The following is a 20,544-nucleotide window of genomic DNA, read 5'->3' as shown; positions in this document are numbered from 1 at the left end:
GGTAATTGAATGGATGGGATAACTGCTTTAAAGCAAATTGATAAAAAACAATTATGGAGACTTTTTATTGATGGAAGGTTTCATAAAAAATATCGTGGTTGGACAGGTTATGAAAATCAAGAGAGTGGTTCAACACAAGGGATGATTAATGCATATACCCATATGCTAGAGAATTTTGATTTATCAAAAGGTGTTAGTTGCCATTATTTAAGAAATCTTCATCATATTTGCATGTTTAATGTTCATTCAACTCTAAGAGAAGCTTCACCAGGAGATTTAAGATGTGAAGAGACAGGGTTTAAATTTTTTGCTGCAAGAACAACTCTAGAATTTTTTAAAGAGTTATTTGAATTAAGAAAAGATGATAATGTAAAACTTTTTCATAATAGTGGGTTTGAAAAACCAGCAAAAGATTTAGATGTTTTTGATGTATATAAACGATTGATGAAAAGAGGTAAATTACAATTTAATCCTTGGTTCCCAGAATTAGATGAAAAAACTAAAAATATCTTAGACCAAAAAGGAAGTTTCGTCGAGTTTTATGAAGCAAAATCTTATGTTCAACTTCAATTTGCCAAAAAAATGGAAGGAATAGTAAATAGATTTAATGAAAAACTACATAAATTAGAGGGTGAAGACAATATCATAAGTGAGATAGCTAAGTTTATTCAAGAAATAGAGTTATTACATCCATTTCCTGATGGAAACTGTAGAACATTTTTAACTTTAACAAATCATCTTTTATTGTACAAAGGTTTATTACCAACAATGATTGAAAACCCAAATTTTGATGGTACTTATTCTTACAAAGAGTATGCTTATGAGATAAAAAAAGGGATTGAATGTACTAAAAAACTATTAAAAAATCCAAATGAAAAACTATATAACTACTCTATAGAAGAAGCTTCAGCTGAAGAGATTTCAAAGTTTAAACAGATGGCTTCAAAATTTATCTCTACAATTGATAAATTTGCTTTTGAAAAACCTTTAAATGTTGATGACTCTATATATTTAACTCCTGAAAACTTGACAAAAATTACAGGTGGGAAATGGATAAATTTTAATCCAAATATCTTATATTCAAGAGTTGGAACTCACAGTGATGCGGGAAAAGATTTTATTAGTTTTTTTGTTTCTTTAGCAGATTGGAGAAAAGAAAATCTTTCCTATGAAGTTATTATGGAAAGAATAAACTCTTGCGTAAAAAAAGGTGTAAATACAATTGTTGTTGATAAAGAAGAGTATGCAAAAGGTTTAAAAATTCCTGTTTTAGTTGTAGATGATGTAACTTCAATGTTAAGAAAAGTTGCAATTGAAGTTAGAGAAAAGGTTGACCCTCAAACAGTATTTGTAGGTGGGACAGTTGGAAAAACAGGTTTTAAAATACAACTTCATAATTGTCTAAAAGATATTGTTAGTACCCATGCAATTTTAAATAGTGGAAATATAAAACTTCCAATTTTGTACTCTTTAGCTAGTTTAAAAAGTGATGATAAAGTTGAGATTGTAGAGGTTTCAGGTGCTGCAAAATATAGTTGGGGTGCAAGTAGAAGTAAAATTATCTCTCCAAATATCTGTGTTTTTACTGATATAAATTTAGTTCATATGGATATTCACAAAAGTGTAGAAAATCTGATTAGAAATAAAGCTTCAGCTGTTGAAGGACTAAGAGAAAATGGTATTTGTGTTGTAAACAATGATGCTATATATGCAAAAGAATTAAAAACTGTAATAAAAGAGATTAGAGATGATGCAAAGATTATAACTTTTGGAACTTCAAAAGAAAATGATGCTTATATTATTTCAAAAGAGTTTAACTCAGATGATTTTTCTTGGAATATAAAAGCTATGATAAACAAAAAAGAGATTGAATATAACTTGCCATTATTCCAAAATCATGCACCAATACAAAGTTTAGGAGTTTTATTAGTTGTTGATAGCTTAGGTTACGATACAAAAGAAGCTGCTTTAAATTATAAAAACATTAGTACTTTTCAAACTATGGGAAGAGTTTTTAGAATTACAGATGATAAAAAGAGTTTTGTTTTTTATGACCAATCTTTAAGGGGTTCAATACAGGGTATGGAATCAGCTTTAAATGATTTAAAAAATTTTAAAATCAAGGGTAAAAAAATAGCACTTTTAGGTGGTTCATCTATTGAAGAGGATGGAGAGTTTACAAAATTACAACATGAAAAACTTGCTAAACTTTTAAATGAAAGTGATATTGATATACTTTATACTACAGGGCCTTATTTAAACTATTTACATGATAATTTGAATGAGGATTTAAAAGCAAAATTAAAATTACATAGTGACAACAGAGAACTGTTAGTTGAAGATCTTACAAAAAATATAGAAAATGATGATTGTGTTTTTGTAATGGGAAGTGCATATTTAAGATTAGGTAATGTTGGTCAATATATTTTATCTTTAGGTAAAAAAGAACAAATTGGATAAATATGAGTGAAAAAATATATCTAGATGCACAAAAATTAAAAGAGATAACAAAGGGTTATTGGATTAATTGTAAAGAAAATATTAACTTTACTGGAATTGGAACACATGGGGTTTTAAAAGAAGGTAATTTAAGTTTTGCAATTGCCCTTGATAAATGGCGAAAAGATTCAACAGATATTGAATATGAGTTATTAAAGATATTTAGGAAAAAAGCCTCTGCTATTGTGATTGATAAAAAAGAGTATGCTCAATTTTTTAATAAACCTATGTTAGTTGTTGATGATGTAAATAAAGCAATGGAAAAAGTTGCTTGTGCAATTAGAGATGAACTAAATCCTATAAGAGTTTTAGTTGCAGGAAGTGTAGGGAAAACTGGATTTAAAACTCAGCTACACCATATCCTCTCTCCCCTAATCAATACTCATGCCATAATAAATAGTGCAAATGTAAAATTACCAATTTTATACTCTCTTTTAAGTATGAGAGAAGATGATAAAGTAGAGATATTAGAAGTTTCAGGTGCAGCTAGATATGAAGTTGGTGTAGAAAGAAGTGAAATAGTAAAACCAAATATTGTAGTATTTACCAATGTTACTCCAAATCATATGAGAGTACACAAAACATTAGATAATTTCATAAAAGCAAAAGCTTCAGCTGTAGTTGGTATGGTTCAAAATGGTTTTTGTATTTTAAATAAAGATATGGATACATATGAGATATTAAGAGAAAAAATCTTGCAATTAAGACCTGATGTTAAAATATTCACTTTTAGTAAAGAAAATAGTGCCGATGCATTCTTACTGGAAAGTAATTTTAATCATAAAGATTTTACTTGGAGTATAAAAGGAAATATTAGAGGCAATATCGTAAATTATACTGTTCCTATGTTTCAAAATCATGCCCCTTTACAAAGTATTGCAGCTTTACTTGTGGCTGATTTATTATCTCAAAATATAAATAAAGTTAGTGAAAATTATAAAAATCTAATTTGTTATGAAACAATGGGAAGATTATTTGAAGTGGATTTTGATAAGAAAAAGATTTTATATTATGACCAATCTTTAAGGGGTGCAATTGAAGGTATGAAATCTGCACTTTTAGATTTGAAAAATATAAAAGGTGATAGAAGAGTTGTAGCTGTAATTGGAGGTTCTTCTACTGAAGAAGATAATACTTTTACAAAAGAACAACATACAGCTTTAGCTTCATATATAAATGAAGCACCCATTGATTTATTATATACAACTGGTCCATACTTAAACTATCTTCATGAAAATTTAAATGATGAGATGAAGAAAAAAGTTATTATGGATACAAATGACAAAGATAAAATTTTTGATAGTGTAAGAGAGAATTTGCAAGAAGATGACTTACTTTTTATAATGGGAAATGGATATTTAAAACTTGCAACTATAAGCTCAAAGATTTTTAAACTTGGTTCTAAAAAGCAAATAAAGTAATCTAATGGTAAAAAAATCACTTCTTCTTTGTATCTTTTTATTTTCAAAAATATTTGCAAATGAACTTCCATCTTTTGATATACATTTTGTAGTTTTAACAAAAAATGAGAAGGCTCATGAAAAAGCAACATTAAATCAATTAAAAAAAGAAGTAGAGATTTTAAATAAATATTTTGTTAGTGAAAATAGAGAAAAACTAATAAATTTTAGATTTAAATCTGCAGCATTTTACGATGATATAAAAGATTCCAAATGTGAGTTTATCCGTTTGGGAGATACAAAAGAGAAGTATGATAAAAAAAGAGTTTATAATGAATATTTTACATGCAAAGATTCAAATGTAAGAGATAAAAAAGCTATAAATATTTATATAATAGATAGTTACTCTCCTAAATATGGTTATGATAAATATACCACTTCAAGGGGAGCTTTTAATAAAGCTTCTCACCCTTTTATTTTATTAGACTGGAAAAGATTAAATCATACAAAACAAAGTCCAGAAGAGCATGAGATGGGACATTGTTTTGGATTAGGGCATGTTTGTGAAGAAAATGCCAAATATAACAGTGATACAAATATTATGGCTAGCTCAAGCAATTGTAAAGGTAGTGGTGGACAAAGAAATATTGGTTTTAATAAAGAGCAAGTTTCAATGATAAAAAGAAATGCAAAAATAATAGAGCAAAATTTTAATTTAGAAAAAGCTTTTGAAAATGAAGAAACTATTACAAACCCTGCTAGTAATATTGTAGAAGATTTTATTCAAAATGGTGGGAAATCTTATAAAGATTTAAACTCAAAGGATTATGAATACTCTTATATGTACGATGATTTTAGAATATTTTACTCTTTATCCAGAAAAGATGCTATAGAAAATATTGAAGACAAAAACAAAAATTTAGTACCTGATAAAATTGAGAGTCTAATGTATCAATTGGTTTTTTCAAAAAATATTTTAGAAAACTATTTTTTATTAAAAGATCCACTAAACTATTCAAATAGTCCATTTGTTTTAAGAGGCTCAAAATATATAGATATAAAAATAAGAGATGTAAAATCAAAAGCATACACTTCAAATAAAAGTATACTTTCAAGATTTTCAATAACCAAAAAATATAATTTGCATAGGGGTTCTGTTATCTCTATGACAGTTAATAAAGAGTTTAAAAATGATAATTTAATCCCTTTTCATGAGATGACACATATTTATCAAAATACGAAAACAAGGTTAAGAAACGATTGGTTTTCAGAAGGCTCATCAAGATGGATTGAGTATAGTTTAGAAAATAAAAGAATAAAAAGTAGAACACTTCCAAAATCTAAAAAAGAGTTATTAACACTTTTTTCACAAGGATATAATGCCTCATCATTTTGGAATAGTTTAGGTAAATATTGTGAAGATAGTGAAAACTTAACTTTCAAAAAGTATAAATTACCAGAATATATTCAATTTCCTAAAATAGCAAATAGATTTAAAAACACAAAATTTTATAAATCATTATTAGATAATTTACAAGAACAAAGTATATATGCAACAAAAGAAAAAAGATTAAACAACTATTTAGAGTGGCCAGCTAAAGAACAAAAAGCAGAATCAAATAATATATTTTTATTAAAAGCATTAACTAAAACAATAAAAGAAAAATGTCAACTAGAAAAACAAGAGATAAGTAATTTTATAAATTTATCTGAAAAATATATGGAAAGTTATTAAAGGGATTAGATGGAGAGTTTTAATTTAACAGCAGTAGGGGATTTAATACTTGCTCGTAGAATGCATATGTTTTATGAACAAGATTCTATAGAAAAAATATTTGGAAATACTTTACAATATTTAAGAAATAGTGATTTAAATCTTTGCAATCTTGAAACAGTAATAACACACAAAGGTAAACTTTTTCCTAAAAGAGAAAAAAATCCTTACTATTTTAGATGTAGTGTAAAATTAGCTCAACTTTTAATAGATTCAAATTTTCATGCGGTAACAACTGCAAACAATCATGCTATGGATTATGGTGAAGAGGGTGTAATCTTTCAAAAAGATTTTTTAGATTTTATGAATATACCAAACTCTGGAAGTGGAAGAAATCTAGCTGAATCAAAAAAACCTATGTATATCAGAGTGAAAGATAGTATTGTTGCAGTAATTAGTTTTTGTACAGTAAATCCTAAAACATTGTTTGCAACAGATGAAAGGGGTGGAATATTTTATATTAGCAAAATAGAAAATATCTCATCAACTTTAGAAGGGATTATAAAAAAAGCAAAAGAGCATGCAGATTTTATTATAGTATCTCCCCATTGGACAGAAAACTGGGTTGAAAATCCAGAAGAGCAGTTAAGAGTACAAGCAAGAAAATTGATTGATTTTGGTTGTGATGCTATACTTGGGCACTCTTCACATCTTCTTTTAGGAATGGAAGTTTATAAAAATAAACCAATAATATATGATATGGGTACTTTTTTAGTAGATACAATTGCTGGTAATGAGTATTTAAAATACTCTGCAATGTTCAAATTGAAGTTTTCAAATAATCAGATTTCACAATTAGATATTTATCCTACTATATTACACAATGGTGGAGTTGAAATGGCAGATGAAAAATGTTTTTCATATGTTAGTGAAAAACTTCAAAGTTTAGATGATAATAATCTAGAAAATTTAGAAATCAGCAAAGATGAAAACAATATCAAGTTTATTTTTGAAAAAGAAAGAAAAAGAAAGAAAAAGAAAAAAGATATATCTATTTATGATATAAATGACATAAAAAAAGATGTATCTATTTATGAAAAGAAATATTTATTTAATGCAAATGTAGCAACAAATTCTATAAATGCCCAATTAGAATATGGATATAAGATTTTAGACTATCAAGCTGTAGAAAGTTTTAGAACAGGTTCAGGATTTCTTTCAAAGTTGACATTTCAAGTAGGAGAAAAAAGTTTTTCAAATATTGAGGTTAATATTGTTGGTAAATCTAAATATGGACAAAGTTTTAGTGAAATCCATCCTATATCAAATGGGGCTTTCAACTCTATACATTGGAAAAAAGATGATATTGTTGTTGATGAAGTATGTTTAAGAATAAATAGAAGAGTTCAACCAGGAGTTTACCAACTCTATTGTGCATTAATTGATACTAAAACAAATGAATATATAAAAACAGTTGATGGAAAAGAGTTTGTTGAACTATCAGAAATATATATTTTGCCAGAATTAGTTTCAAACTTGGCATCGGGAATTGATTGGGATGGAAAGTTAAAAGAACAAGTAAAAAGAAAATTTGAGGATGAGTTTATGAATGAACCAGAAAGATATTTATTAGAAGGTATTAGAAAAGAGTTTATAGATGGAAATAAGTTTGATAAAAACTTTGCATTAAGAGCATTTGAACAAAAATACAAATTTAACTCCTCTTTGTCCTTGATATATCTAACACTATTTCAAGATAAAAAAGGTTCAACTAAATGGGGTAGCCGAAGAAAAGAGTTGAAATTAGCTTTATTAAGGGATATTGAAAAGATTCAATCAAAAAGGAACTTTTCAAAGTTTGATTTAGAGGATGAAAACTGTGGAATTTTATTTGAAATGGTTGTTGAAAAAACAGATATTTCTGTAGATGAATTGTTAAAAGAAGAGATACTATTTGATGAAAATAAATTGGGATATGAGTTTCAATTTGATGATAAAGTGGATGTTTTAGTTACTGAAGCTGAGTGCAAATATTTTAATCTTTATACAAATAGACAAAAAATAGTGTTTTCATTAATAAAATATGGAATTACAGAATTTGATGATTTAGAAACTTTTTTGAGAGAAAATTATGAAAAAATAGTATATAGAAAAGTTAAAACAGTTGCTTTGGTTAATTATCAAGGTAAAACTAATGGGTATGTAACTTTTAAAGATATCGATTCAATTATATTTTCATAGAAGTAGGAAAAAAATGAGAAACAGTGAATATATTTCTAAACTATATAGACCACCTTTAGAAAAAAATGATAGAGACCAATATGTTTGTTTAGATAAAAATGAGCCCCCTTTTAGTGCCTTTGATTCAATTGATGGAATGTTTAATGATTTAGATATGAAGATGTTAAGAATCTATCCTGACTTATATGATTTATATGAAAAATTAGCAAATTTTGTAGGAGTTGAGGTCAATAATCTGCTTATCACTCAAGGAAGTGAACAAGCTTTAAAATATGTGTTTGAAGTATTTGTTGATGAAAATGACGAAGTTGTATATTATAACCCAAGTTTTGCCATGTATGATGTGTTTAGTTATCATAGAAAAGCAGTGAAAAAATATGTTGAATTCAAAGATGATGCTACTACAAAAGTTCAAGATATTATAGAAAAAGTTACAAAAAATACAAGATTGTTTTCACTTATAAATCCACACAATTTTACAGGAACTATGTTTACTCTTGATGAGGTAAAAGCTATTGCAAAACATACTTTAAATACAGATACAATTTTTTTATTAGATGAAGCATACTTTCATTATATAGATATAGATACTGTAAGTTTGATAAAAGAGTTTCCAAACTTAATTATTACAAGAACTTTCTCTAAAGCACTTGGAATACCTGGGGCTAGAGTAGGATATGCTATTTCAAATCCTGAAAATATAGAACTTCTTAGAAAATATAAACCAATAGATGAGATTGATTATTTAGCTGGGACTGTAGGGAAAAAAGTTTTAGATAATGCTCAAAAGATTTTAGAAAAAAATGTTAATCAAGTTAAAAAATGGCAAAAAATATTTAAAACAACAAAACTTGAAAATATAGAATATATGGATACATATGCGAATTTTATATTACTTAAATCATCAAATTATGAGTATCATAAAAATCTATTATTGGAAAATAAATTTTTAATCAAATACGACTTTGATCAAAAGTGCCTTGAAAATTGTATTAGATTTTCAATTGTTGATAATGAAAATATGCAAAGAATTTTAGACTTATTAAAGTAGGAGAAGTAATGAAAGTATTAATTTTAGCTGCAGGGGTTGGAACAAGAATTAGTAGATATTTAGGAGATCATCCAAAATCATGTGTTGATGTTGGCGGAAAACCTCTAATAAGAAGAACAATGGAACTTTTTTATCGTAATAATATTACAGATATAACTATTGTAGTTGGATATCAAGAAAAATATATACATGAAGCTCTAAAGGGTTTTGATTATAAAACATATAAAAATCCTTTTTATAAAGTTACTAATTCTATTGCTTCTATGTGGTTTGCTAAGGATGATTTATTAGATGATGATTTAATTATTTTAAATGCAGATTTATTTATAGAAGATTCTATGTTGCAAGATTTAATTAATACAGATTTATCTCCAGTATTTTTATCAGATAGTACAAGAATTGAAGATGCTGATTATAGGTTTTATTGGGAAGGTGACAAACTAATAAAGTTTGGTAAAGAATTAAAAAATGAAGATACTACAGGGGAATATGTAGGCATAGCAAAGATTCAAAAAAAAGATTTAAAAATTATGAAAGCCCAATTAGAGTATTTAGTTGATAAAGGTGAATATAATATGTGGTGGGAAGATGTGTTTTATTCACTAGTTGAAACGGGTAAAGATGTATATATAAAAGATATAAAAGGTGCATTTTGGGCAGAAGTTGATTTCATTGAAGATTATGAAAGAATTAAAGAATTTGTAAAAAATAAATAAAAGAAACTTATTAAAAACTTTTTTCTTATAATATAGTAGCAGATAAAACCGCAAAGGATCTGTGATGAAACTGATTATAAGACATATAAATGGTGAACTAGAAGAAAAACTAGTTACCAATGGAATGGAATTGAAACCTTTAGAGGGTGAACAATTCTACTTCTTAGGGGCTGACAAATATACTTTCTCTTTAGCAAATGAAGAGGAAACAATTAAACTTTTCTTACTTGAAAATGGGCAAAGATACGAAGTTACATTAGATAATATGGCAGGACTTATAAAGAATAATAAGCCTGATGATATATTTGCTTTAAATACAGCATTAGGGGTTTCTGCAACAACTGATGGTGAAAAAGAGATTTTAGAAGCAGTTAATAATCCAGAATTTAAAAGTGGTGAAATTATTGAAGCATTAAAAGAGAGCTTAGCGGTTAGTTCTCTTGCAGATTTAGACGGTTCAATCATAGATAACTTTGGTGCATTAGCAGAATTACTAGATGCAGCAGCAGCTGGTGAAATCATAAGTAATGGAGCTTTATTTAATGCTGATGATACAGAACAAGAAGTAACTCCAGCTGATGACACAGAAAGAGGTATCAGACTAGAAGCAGACACAGATAATGACACAGATAATGATACTGACATAGACACGGACACAGATACTGATACGGATACAGATACTGATACAGATACAGACACAGACACAGACACGGATACAGATACAGACACTGACACGGATACTGATACTGATACAGATACTGATACGGACACTGATACGGACACTGATACAGATACAGATACGGATACTGATACCGATACCGACACGGACACGGACACAGATACGGACACGGACACAGACACGGATACCGACACTGATACCGATACAGACACAGATACAGATACAGACACTGACACAGATACGGATACAGATACTGACACAGACACGGATACAGATACTGACACAGACACGGATACAGATACTGACACAGACACGGACACAGATACGGACACGGACACAGACACAGACACGGATACCGACACTGATACCGATACTGATACGGATACTGATACCGATACAGACACAGATACAGATACAGACACTGACACAGATACGGATACTGATACCGATACAGACACAGATACAGATACTGACACAGACACGGATACAGATACTGACACAGACACGGATACAGATACTGACACAGACACGGATACAGATACAGATACTGACACAGACACTGATACTGACACTGATACAGATACAGATACGGATACTGATACCGATACCGACACGGACACGGACACAGATACGGACACGGACACAGACACGGACACAGACACAGATACTGATACCGATACAGACACAGATACCGATACAGATACGGACACGGACACAGACACAGACACGGATACCGACACTGATACCGACACTGATACCGATACTGATACGGATACTGATACCGATACAGACACAGATACAGATACAGACACTGACACAGATACGGATACAGATACAGACACTGACACAGATACGGATACTGATACCGATACAGACACAGATACAGATACTGACACAGACACGGATACAGATACTGACACAGACACGGATACAGATACAGATACTGACACAGACACTGATACTGACACTGATACAGATACAGATACGGATACTGATACCGATACCGACACGGACACGGACACAGATACGGACACGGACACAGACACGGATACCGACACTGATACTGATACTGATACCGATACAGACACAGATACAGATACAGACACTGACACAGATACGGATACTGATACCGATACAGACACAGATACAGATACTGACACAGACACGGATACAGATACTGACACAGACACGGATACAGATACAGATACTGACACAGACACTGATACTGACACTGATACAGATACAGATACGGATACTGATACCGATACCGACACGGACACGGACACAGATACGGACACGGACACAGACACGGATACCGACACTGATACTGATACTGATACCGATACAGACACAGATACAGATACAGATACGGACACGGACACAGACACAGACACGGATACCGACACTGATACCGATACTGATACGGATACTGATACCGATACAGACACAGATACAGATACAGACACTGACACAGATACGGATACAGATACAGACACTGACACAGATACGGATACTGATACCGATACAGACACAGATACAGATACTGACACAGACACGGATACAGATACTGACACAGACACGGATACAGATACAGATACTGACACAGACACTGATACTGACACTGATACAGATACAGATACGGATACTGATACCGATACCGACACGGACACGGACACAGATACGGACACGGACACAGACACGGATACCGACACTGATACTGATACTGATACCGATACAGACACAGATACAGATACAGACACTGACACAGATACGGATACAGATACTGACACAGACACGGATACAGATACTGACACAGACACGGATACAGATACTGACACAGACACGGACACAGATACGGACACGGACACAGACACAGACACGGATACCGACACTGATACCGATACTGATACGGATACTGATACCGATACAGACACAGATACAGATACAGACACTGACACAGATACGGATACTGATACCGATACAGACACAGATACAGATACTGACACAGACACGGATACAGATACAGATACTGACACAGACACTGATACTGACACTGATACAGATACAGATACGGATACTGATACCGATACCGACACGGACACGGACACAGATACGGACACGGACACAGACACGGACACAGATACTGATACTGATACTGATACGGACACAGATACGGATACGGATACTGACACTGATACAGATACGGATACGGATACTGACACAGATACAGATACAGATACTGATACTGACACAGATACAGACACTGACACTGATACGGATACCGATACAGACACAGATACAGACACGGACACGGACACGGATACGGATACTGACACAGATACGGATACAGATACAGACACGGATACAGACACGGACACTGATACAGATACAGACACTGATACTGACACAGATACAGATACTGACACAGATACAGATACTGACACAGATACGGATACAGATACAGACACGGATACAGACACGGATACAGATACGGATACTGACACGGACACGGATACGGATACTGACACTGATACAGACACGGACACTGATACAGATACAGACACTGACACGGACACGGATACAGATACTGATACGGATACAGACACGGATACAGATACTGATACTGACACAGATACAGACACGGACACTGATACAGATACAGACACTGACACGGACACGGATACTGATACGGATACAGACACGGATACAGACACGGATACAGATACTGATACTGACACAGATACAGACACGGACACTGATACGGACACAGACACGGATACTGACACAGATACAGACACGGACACAGATACTGATACGGATACTGACACGGATACTGACACAGATACGGATACAGATACAGACACGGATACAGATACGGATACTGACACGGACACGGATACGGATACTGACACTGATACAGACACTGATACAGACACTGATACGGACACAGATACTGATACGGATACTGACACAGATACTGATACGGATACTGACACGGACACGGACACAGATACAGATACTGACACAGATACGGATACAGATACAGACACGGATACAGACACGGATACTGACACGGACACGGATACGGATACTGACACTGATACAGATACGGATACGGATACTGACACAGATACAGATACTGATACTGACACAGATACAGACACTGACACTGATACGGATACCGATACAGACACAGATACAGACACGGACACGGACACGGATACGGATACTGACACAGATACGGATACAGATACAGATACAGACACGGATACAGACACGGACACTGATACGGATACAGATACGGACACTGATACAGATACAGACACTGATACTGACACAGATACAGATACTGACACAGATACAGATACTGACACAGATACGGATACAGATACAGACACGGATACAGACACGGATACAGACACGGATACAGATACTGATACTGACACAGATACAGATACGGACACTGATACGGATACAGATACAGATACAGACACGGATACAGACACGGACACTGATACGGATACAGATACGGACACTGATACAGATACAGACACTGATACTGACACAGATACAGATACTGACACAGATACAGATACTGACACAGATACGGATACAGATACAGACACGGATACAGACACGGATACTGACACGGACACGGATACGGATACTGACACTGATACAGACACGGACACTGATACAGATACAGACACTGACACGGACACGGATACAGATACTGATACGGATACAGACACGGATACAGACACGGATACAGATACTGATACTGACACAGATACAGACACGGACACTGATACGGACACAGACACTGACACAGACACGGATACAGATACTGATACAGATACAGATACGGATACGGATACTGACACAGATACGGATACGGATACTGACACTGACACGGACACTGATACAGATACAGACACTGACACGGACACTGATACCGACACAGACACGGATACTGATACAGACACAGATACGGACACTGACACAGACACGGATACGGATACAGATACTGATACGGATACAGATACGGATACGGATACTGACACGGACACTGATACAGACACGGACACTGATACAGATACAGACACTGACACGGACACTGATACCGACACAGACACGGATACAGATACTGATACGGATACAGACACAGACACTGACACTGATACAGACACTGATACTGACACTGATACTGACACTGACACAGACACTGATACCGATACGGACACAGATACGGATACTGATACTGATACGGACACAGACACGGATACAGATACAGACACTGACACAGATACGGACACTGATACAGATACAGACACGGATACAGACACTGATACTGACACTGACACGGATACAGATACAGATACTGACACAGACACTGACACTGATACTGATACAGATACAGATGATGATATTGATGCAGAATGTGATATTAATTTTGTAGATGAAAGTGTAGATACAAATGATACACCATCTAGTTTACCAGGTATTTCTAATGTAATTGTTTGTATGAGTGATGGTACATTAGTTAAAATTGATGATTATCAAGATGACATTAAAAATTATAGTGATCCTCAACAATATTTTGCTGACCTTGAAGCAAAAATTCCTGGAGATGCTACTGTTGTTGATTATATAGTTAAAGCTTCAAGTGCTAATTCATCTCATGGTTCAGAATATTGGGATAAAGATGGAAATGCAATTACTCTTCCTGATGATATAAGCTGGATTGATAGTACGGATTTAAAAAATAACGGTGGTGTAAAAGTTGATAATGAATTCTTACAAAACTCATTAACAAGTGATGGTTCAGTTAACAGTGGAAACAATACTAGCACGGACAATGATCAAACAGTTACAGGAAATGTATTAACAAACGATGAAAATGCAGATGTTGTAACACAAATTGTAATGGATGGCGTAGTAACAGATGTACCACAAGATGGATCAACTGTAGATGTAGTAACTGAGTATGGAACATTAACTATAGATATGTATGGTGATTATTCATACACTGTTAACAATAGCTTAGATGAAGTTGATGCAATGAAAGATGGCGACATGATTATTGACAATATTACATATGTTGCATCAAATGGAACATTAAGTGATGAAGCCACATTAAATATTGTTATTAATGGTAAAACTGATGGTGATGAACCAGATGTATATCCATACACAGATGAAGATAACACAGAAAGTGTTATCAACAATGGAGTTCCTTATTATGTAGATTTAGGAAATATTTCAGAAACAAGTCAACAATATAGTTGGGATGGAGATGAAAATAATAAAGCAGATTGGGATAATACAGACAGTAATGGTCAAGAAGTAATTATTAAAGCATACAATGCAGATGGAACAGAAGCTCAAATTACTCATGATGATGAAGTGTCATTGTCAGATAATTCAAGTGCAGGTCTTGATAGTAATGCAAACGATTATTATGAAATTGGTGTAGCAGGTAGTCCAAGAGATGCATCTGGTTGGCCAACTCAACAAATTGAATATGATACAGAAACAGGAAATTCAGAATCTATAGTGATGGAATTTGAAGGTATGTTAAATACAGCAACTGTTACATTAGGACATTTAATTGACAGAGAAGGTGGAGATGAAATTGCACAATGGATTGCATACAAAGATGGTGTTGAAGTAGCTAGAGGAATTATCGTAGCAAATACTGATGCAAATGGTGTAACAACAGCATCTATTGATACAGGAAATGAATTATTCAATGAAATAAGATTTGAATCATTAGAATACTTGAATGGTGATGCTGATGGTACTGTAGATTCTTCAGACTACTTTATTCAATCATTCCAAGGAAGTGGACCTGCAACATCAGTTGCTGATGCTGAGTGCGATGTAGTAATTGCTAAAGAAGAAGGTCATGAATGGGTAGGTGTTGATAATAATACTCATACAACAAGCTCTCCTATAGAAGGAATAGTTGCAGCAGGAAATATTTTATCAAATGATGAAAATGTTACAAGTCTTACAGAAGTAACTATAAATGGAACAACTACACAAATTCCACAAGATGGAACACCTGTGACTATTAATACTGCTTATGGAACTTTAACAATTTCTAGCAATGGAGACTATTCATATCAAGTAGATGATACAAATACTACAGTAGATGAAATGAATATAGGTGATTTCGTTATTGATAAAATAGAATATGTATCATCAAATGGAGTAGATAGTGATGATGCAGCAGTTGGTATTATTATTAAAGGTACTGATGATGCACCAATTATTGAATCTATAACAGGAAATGATCAACCAATTCATACAGTAAATGGCTTATTAGATGTTGATGGTGATGGAAACGGAGATATGATTTCTCCAAATGAACTATTAGATAGAAATGGAAGTCCAGTATTCCCAGTTGATAATGGTAATATAGAAATAAATATGGGAGATGGTAACTCAAGCCTTTCTATAGATTATTTTGGTGGAAATGCAACGTATACAAATGCATTTGGATACTACACAGTAGATGAAAATGGAAATTATGAAGCACATATTATTTATAATGATACAGGTGATATGGATGGAGATGGAAGTAACTTTGACCAATTCTTAGATGGTGTGAACTTAGGAACACTAACAAATTTAAGTGGTGAAATAGGATTCTTTATTATTCCAAATGGTACAAGTTCAGGTATTACAACATCTTCTTCAGTAACTTATGATGATACAAATGGATGGCAAGTTGATGGAAATAATGTAAGCGCATATGCTACAGATAATGATTTATCAACTGATGGTCAAGATCACGCTGTAATGACAATAAATCCAGATGGTGGCTTAACTATAGGTTTCGAGGACTTATCTATGGGAGATAAAGATTATGATGATTTCGTAATCACTATTCATCCTTGTGAAACTTTAGGAAATGCAACTCAAACTGTATTACTTGAAGAAGATTTTGAAGGTATTTCAAAAGATTACAAAGACTCTAATTTTAATAATGATTGGTATGTAGATCATGGAACTTATGGGGATGATATATTAGTAAGTGATGATCAAAACCAATGGCAAATGAATGATTCAGGAGTTGAAGTAAGAGTTGATGGTGGAGTACATGGATTAGAAACTGCAAATGATTCAGATACTTATATTGAGTTAGATTCTCATACAAGTGGAGTTAACAGTAGCATTACTACACAAGTTGATTTAGGTACTTCAAATGATGAGTTTACATTAAGCTTTGACTATACACCAAGACCTGGTAATGAAGATAGTAGTGATATGCAATTTACTTTTGCTGGATACACTGTAGCTATAAATGTAGATGGTTCAGGAAATGTTACAATAGATGCACCAGCAGGAGTAAAAGCTTCAATTGAGCCAAATGGAGATTGGTATACAGTAACAGCATCTTACTCAAATATTTCAGGTGACTCTGCAACATTATCTTTTGAATCAACTGGAAATGCAGATACATTTGGTGCATATATGGATAACATCAAACTAGTTGGAACTGATTATAGTAATGAAAATACAATATTATCAGATATCTCTTTATCAGATGTAGATGATGCAAATCTAGAAAGTGCAACTGTAACATTGACTAACTACCAAGTTGGTGATGTAATAAATACAACTGGATTACCAAGTGGTATCACAATAGCAAGTAATAGTGTTGATGCAAATGGTAATTTAGTTGTTGAATTAACTGGTACAGCGACAAAAGCTGACTATGAATTAGCATTAGAATCTCTTACTTTTGAATCATCAAGTGAAAATAGAACTCCGAGAGAGTTTGAGTTTATTGTAAATGATGGAGACAAAGATAGTAATACAATGAAAGTTACTGTTGATATTGGTGGTTGTGAGTTAAATACTTATAATAAAGCTGTATTAAATATTGTTGGGCCAGAAACTGTTATGGAAGGTAATGATGCAGAAGGTTATAAAGTAACAATTAATGAAGCACCTGAAACAGACTTAATTGTAACTGTTACAACAGGACATATAACAACTCAAGATGGTGATTATATTGCAATAACTAAAGATGTTACTATCAAAGCTGGTGAAACTTCATCGGAAGAGTTTAGTGTTACAACAATTACTGATACAGATGCTGATAGTGGTGAAAAATATAGTGTAAGTATCTCTTCTACAAGTGGTGGAGGTTTTGATAAAGTTGAGATTGGAGTTGGAAGTGTAACAACTACTATTTTAGATGATAATTCAAATCTTACAATAGATGATGCTACAGCTGTTGTATCAGAAGAAGGTTTAGATGATGGAATTAAAGATGATTATCAAGAAGCTTCAGATTATACAGGAGTAGATTATACAGATGTTACAGATTCAAATACTTATTCTGGGACTATTAATATCACAACAAATGGTACAAATGAAAATACTATAGAGATTGATTTATCATCATTACCAACAAACTTAAGTTCAAACTCTGAAACAATAGTTTGGTCTTATGATACATCTTCTGGAACTGAAAATAAAGCAGTTGCAATTGGTTCAAATTCTGAGGGTGAAGTTATAAAAGTTGAGTTAAATAGTGGAAATACTATAGTAAATGAGCAAGGTTCTACTGCTCCAAGTACAGTATCTTATGAGGTATCAATCTCTCAGGCTATTGACCATCCAGTAAATAGTACAGAAGATACAGTTTCATTTGATTTTGATGTAAGCTTATCTGATGGGGTATATTCACCAGCTACAGGTACAATAAGTGTAACAGTGGAAGATGATATGCCAACTTCAAATGATTCTTCAATTGAAATTAATGTATCTTCTGAACCTGTAAACTTAGTATTTACATTAGATATATCAGGAAGTATGGGACAAAGTGGAGATAGATTATCTAAAGCTATTGGTGCAATTGAAGACCTAGTTGCAGAATATGAATCTCAAGGAAAAGAAGTTTATGCACAATTGAACACTTTCTCAACTACAGCTCAAACTCCTGTTTCAGGATGGTTAGATTCAGAATCATTAAGTTCTGAATTAGCTAAATTATCTACAGGTGGTTATACAAACTATGAAGATGCATTGGAGCAAACAGAAGAAAATTATACTACACCAATAAATGGTGGAAATACTTATGTTTATTTCTTATCTGATGGAGTTCCAACAGTAGAACTAGATGATAGAACTTCAGATCCTGATGATACAACAAATGGATATAGACAAGATTATATTGATGGATCAACTAATAGTACAGGATACTTAGATGCAAATAGATTAGAAGCTTGGGAAGATTTTTTAAGTAATTCAACAAATAATATTTCGGATGTTTATGCAATTGGAATAGATATGGATTCTGATAAATACTTGAAATTAATTTCTTCAAACGCATCAGTAGTTGATTCTGATGATTTATCAGCAAATTTAATTGGAACAGTTGTAAATGAAACTGGTTCATTAGACTTTAGTTTTGGTGCTGATGGACCAGCAGATGATTTAGCCTTTACTTGGGAAACTCCAACTGTGACAGGAGATGATAGCTCATCTGTTTCTTGGAATGTTGTTGGTGGTACATTATTAGTTGGTACAATTGCTGGTGAAGTTGTTATTAAAGTAGAAGCTACAGATATTAACACAGATAATCCACAATATAAAATTACTAACTTAGATAGTGGAATAGATATTGATGATATATCTATCCCTTATACTGTAACTGATGGTGATGGAGATAATATAACATCTGCGTTAGATATTACAATAAATAGACCAATTATTATCGAAGATACAAATGTAATTCTTTGTGAAGATAATGTTTATACTTTCACAATAAATGATTTTGATAGTGATGCAACATCTATAAAAATTGAATCTCTACCATCTCTTGGGTTATTAAAAGTTGATGGAGTAGAAGTAGAATCAAGTGATTTACCTCTTGAAATTTCTAAATCTGATATATATAGTGGAAGCTTACATTTACTCCAGATACAAATGATTCAGGAAGAGATGAATACAATACAACTGGTTTAGGTGATCAAAAAAGTGATTATGCTAAATTTGATTTTAGTTCATCAGATGGTGATTCATGGAGTAATAGTTCTACAGTTACAATCGATGTATCACCTGTTGCAGATGCTCCAACATTAGATATTGAAGGAACAATTACAACAACAACTACAATTGATGTAACAAATGCAACTGAAACAAATGGTGGATATAGTGTAAAAGCTTATGATATAAATGGAAATGAAACTTCAGTTTCTGTTGTAACAGGAACAATTCATGAT

Annotated in this window: 7 protein-coding genes; all 7 read left to right on the top strand. The window is 32.6% G+C overall.

Features of this window, described 5'->3' with window-relative positions:
- Window positions 1–9 precede the first annotated feature (9 nt).
- The 7 genes from ACKU3H_RS01580 to ACKU3H_RS01550 all read left to right on the top strand — a co-directional run bounded on the left by ACKU3H_RS01580 (window position 10) and on the right by ACKU3H_RS01550 (window position 20,287).
- Complete coding sequence (locus tag ACKU3H_RS01580; protein WP_320035228.1) at window positions 10–2,460, top strand: Mur ligase family protein; 2,451 nt, start codon at window positions 10–12, stop codon at window positions 2,458–2,460.
- 2 nt (window positions 2,461–2,462) lie between these two features.
- Entirely contained in the window at window positions 2,463–3,920 is a 1,458-nt protein-coding gene (locus ACKU3H_RS01575; RefSeq protein ID WP_320035227.1) for a Mur ligase family protein, read from the top strand.
- Between the two features lie 4 nt (window positions 3,921–3,924).
- Window positions 3,925–5,634, top strand: coding sequence for a hypothetical protein (locus ACKU3H_RS01570; protein ID WP_320035226.1), 1,710 nt, complete (start codon window positions 3,925–3,927; stop codon window positions 5,632–5,634).
- 9 nt (window positions 5,635–5,643) lie between these two features.
- Entirely contained in the window at window positions 5,644–7,854 is a 2,211-nt protein-coding gene (locus ACKU3H_RS01565) for a CapA family protein (RefSeq protein WP_320035225.1), read from the top strand.
- A gap of 13 nt (window positions 7,855–7,867) precedes the next feature.
- A complete protein-coding gene (locus ACKU3H_RS01560; protein ID WP_320035224.1) occupies window positions 7,868–8,905 on the top strand; it encodes a histidinol-phosphate transaminase in 1,038 nt (345 codons plus the stop codon).
- An 8-nt stretch (window positions 8,906–8,913) separates the two neighbouring features.
- A complete protein-coding gene (locus ACKU3H_RS01555) occupies window positions 8,914–9,621 on the top strand; it encodes a phosphocholine cytidylyltransferase family protein (RefSeq protein ID WP_320035223.1) in 708 nt (235 codons plus the stop codon).
- A 64-nt stretch (window positions 9,622–9,685) separates the two neighbouring features.
- Entirely contained in the window at window positions 9,686–20,287 is a 10,602-nt protein-coding gene (locus ACKU3H_RS01550) for a hypothetical protein (protein ID WP_320035222.1), read from the top strand.
- The last annotated feature ends 257 nt before the right edge of the window (window positions 20,288–20,544 follow it).

It is taken from the genome of Halarcobacter sp. (assembly GCF_963675975.1).
Taxonomy (GTDB): Bacteria; Campylobacterota; Campylobacteria; order Campylobacterales; family Arcobacteraceae; genus Halarcobacter.
The sequence above is the reverse complement of the archived record's forward strand: the minus strand, read 5'-3'. Positions and strand labels throughout refer to the sequence as shown.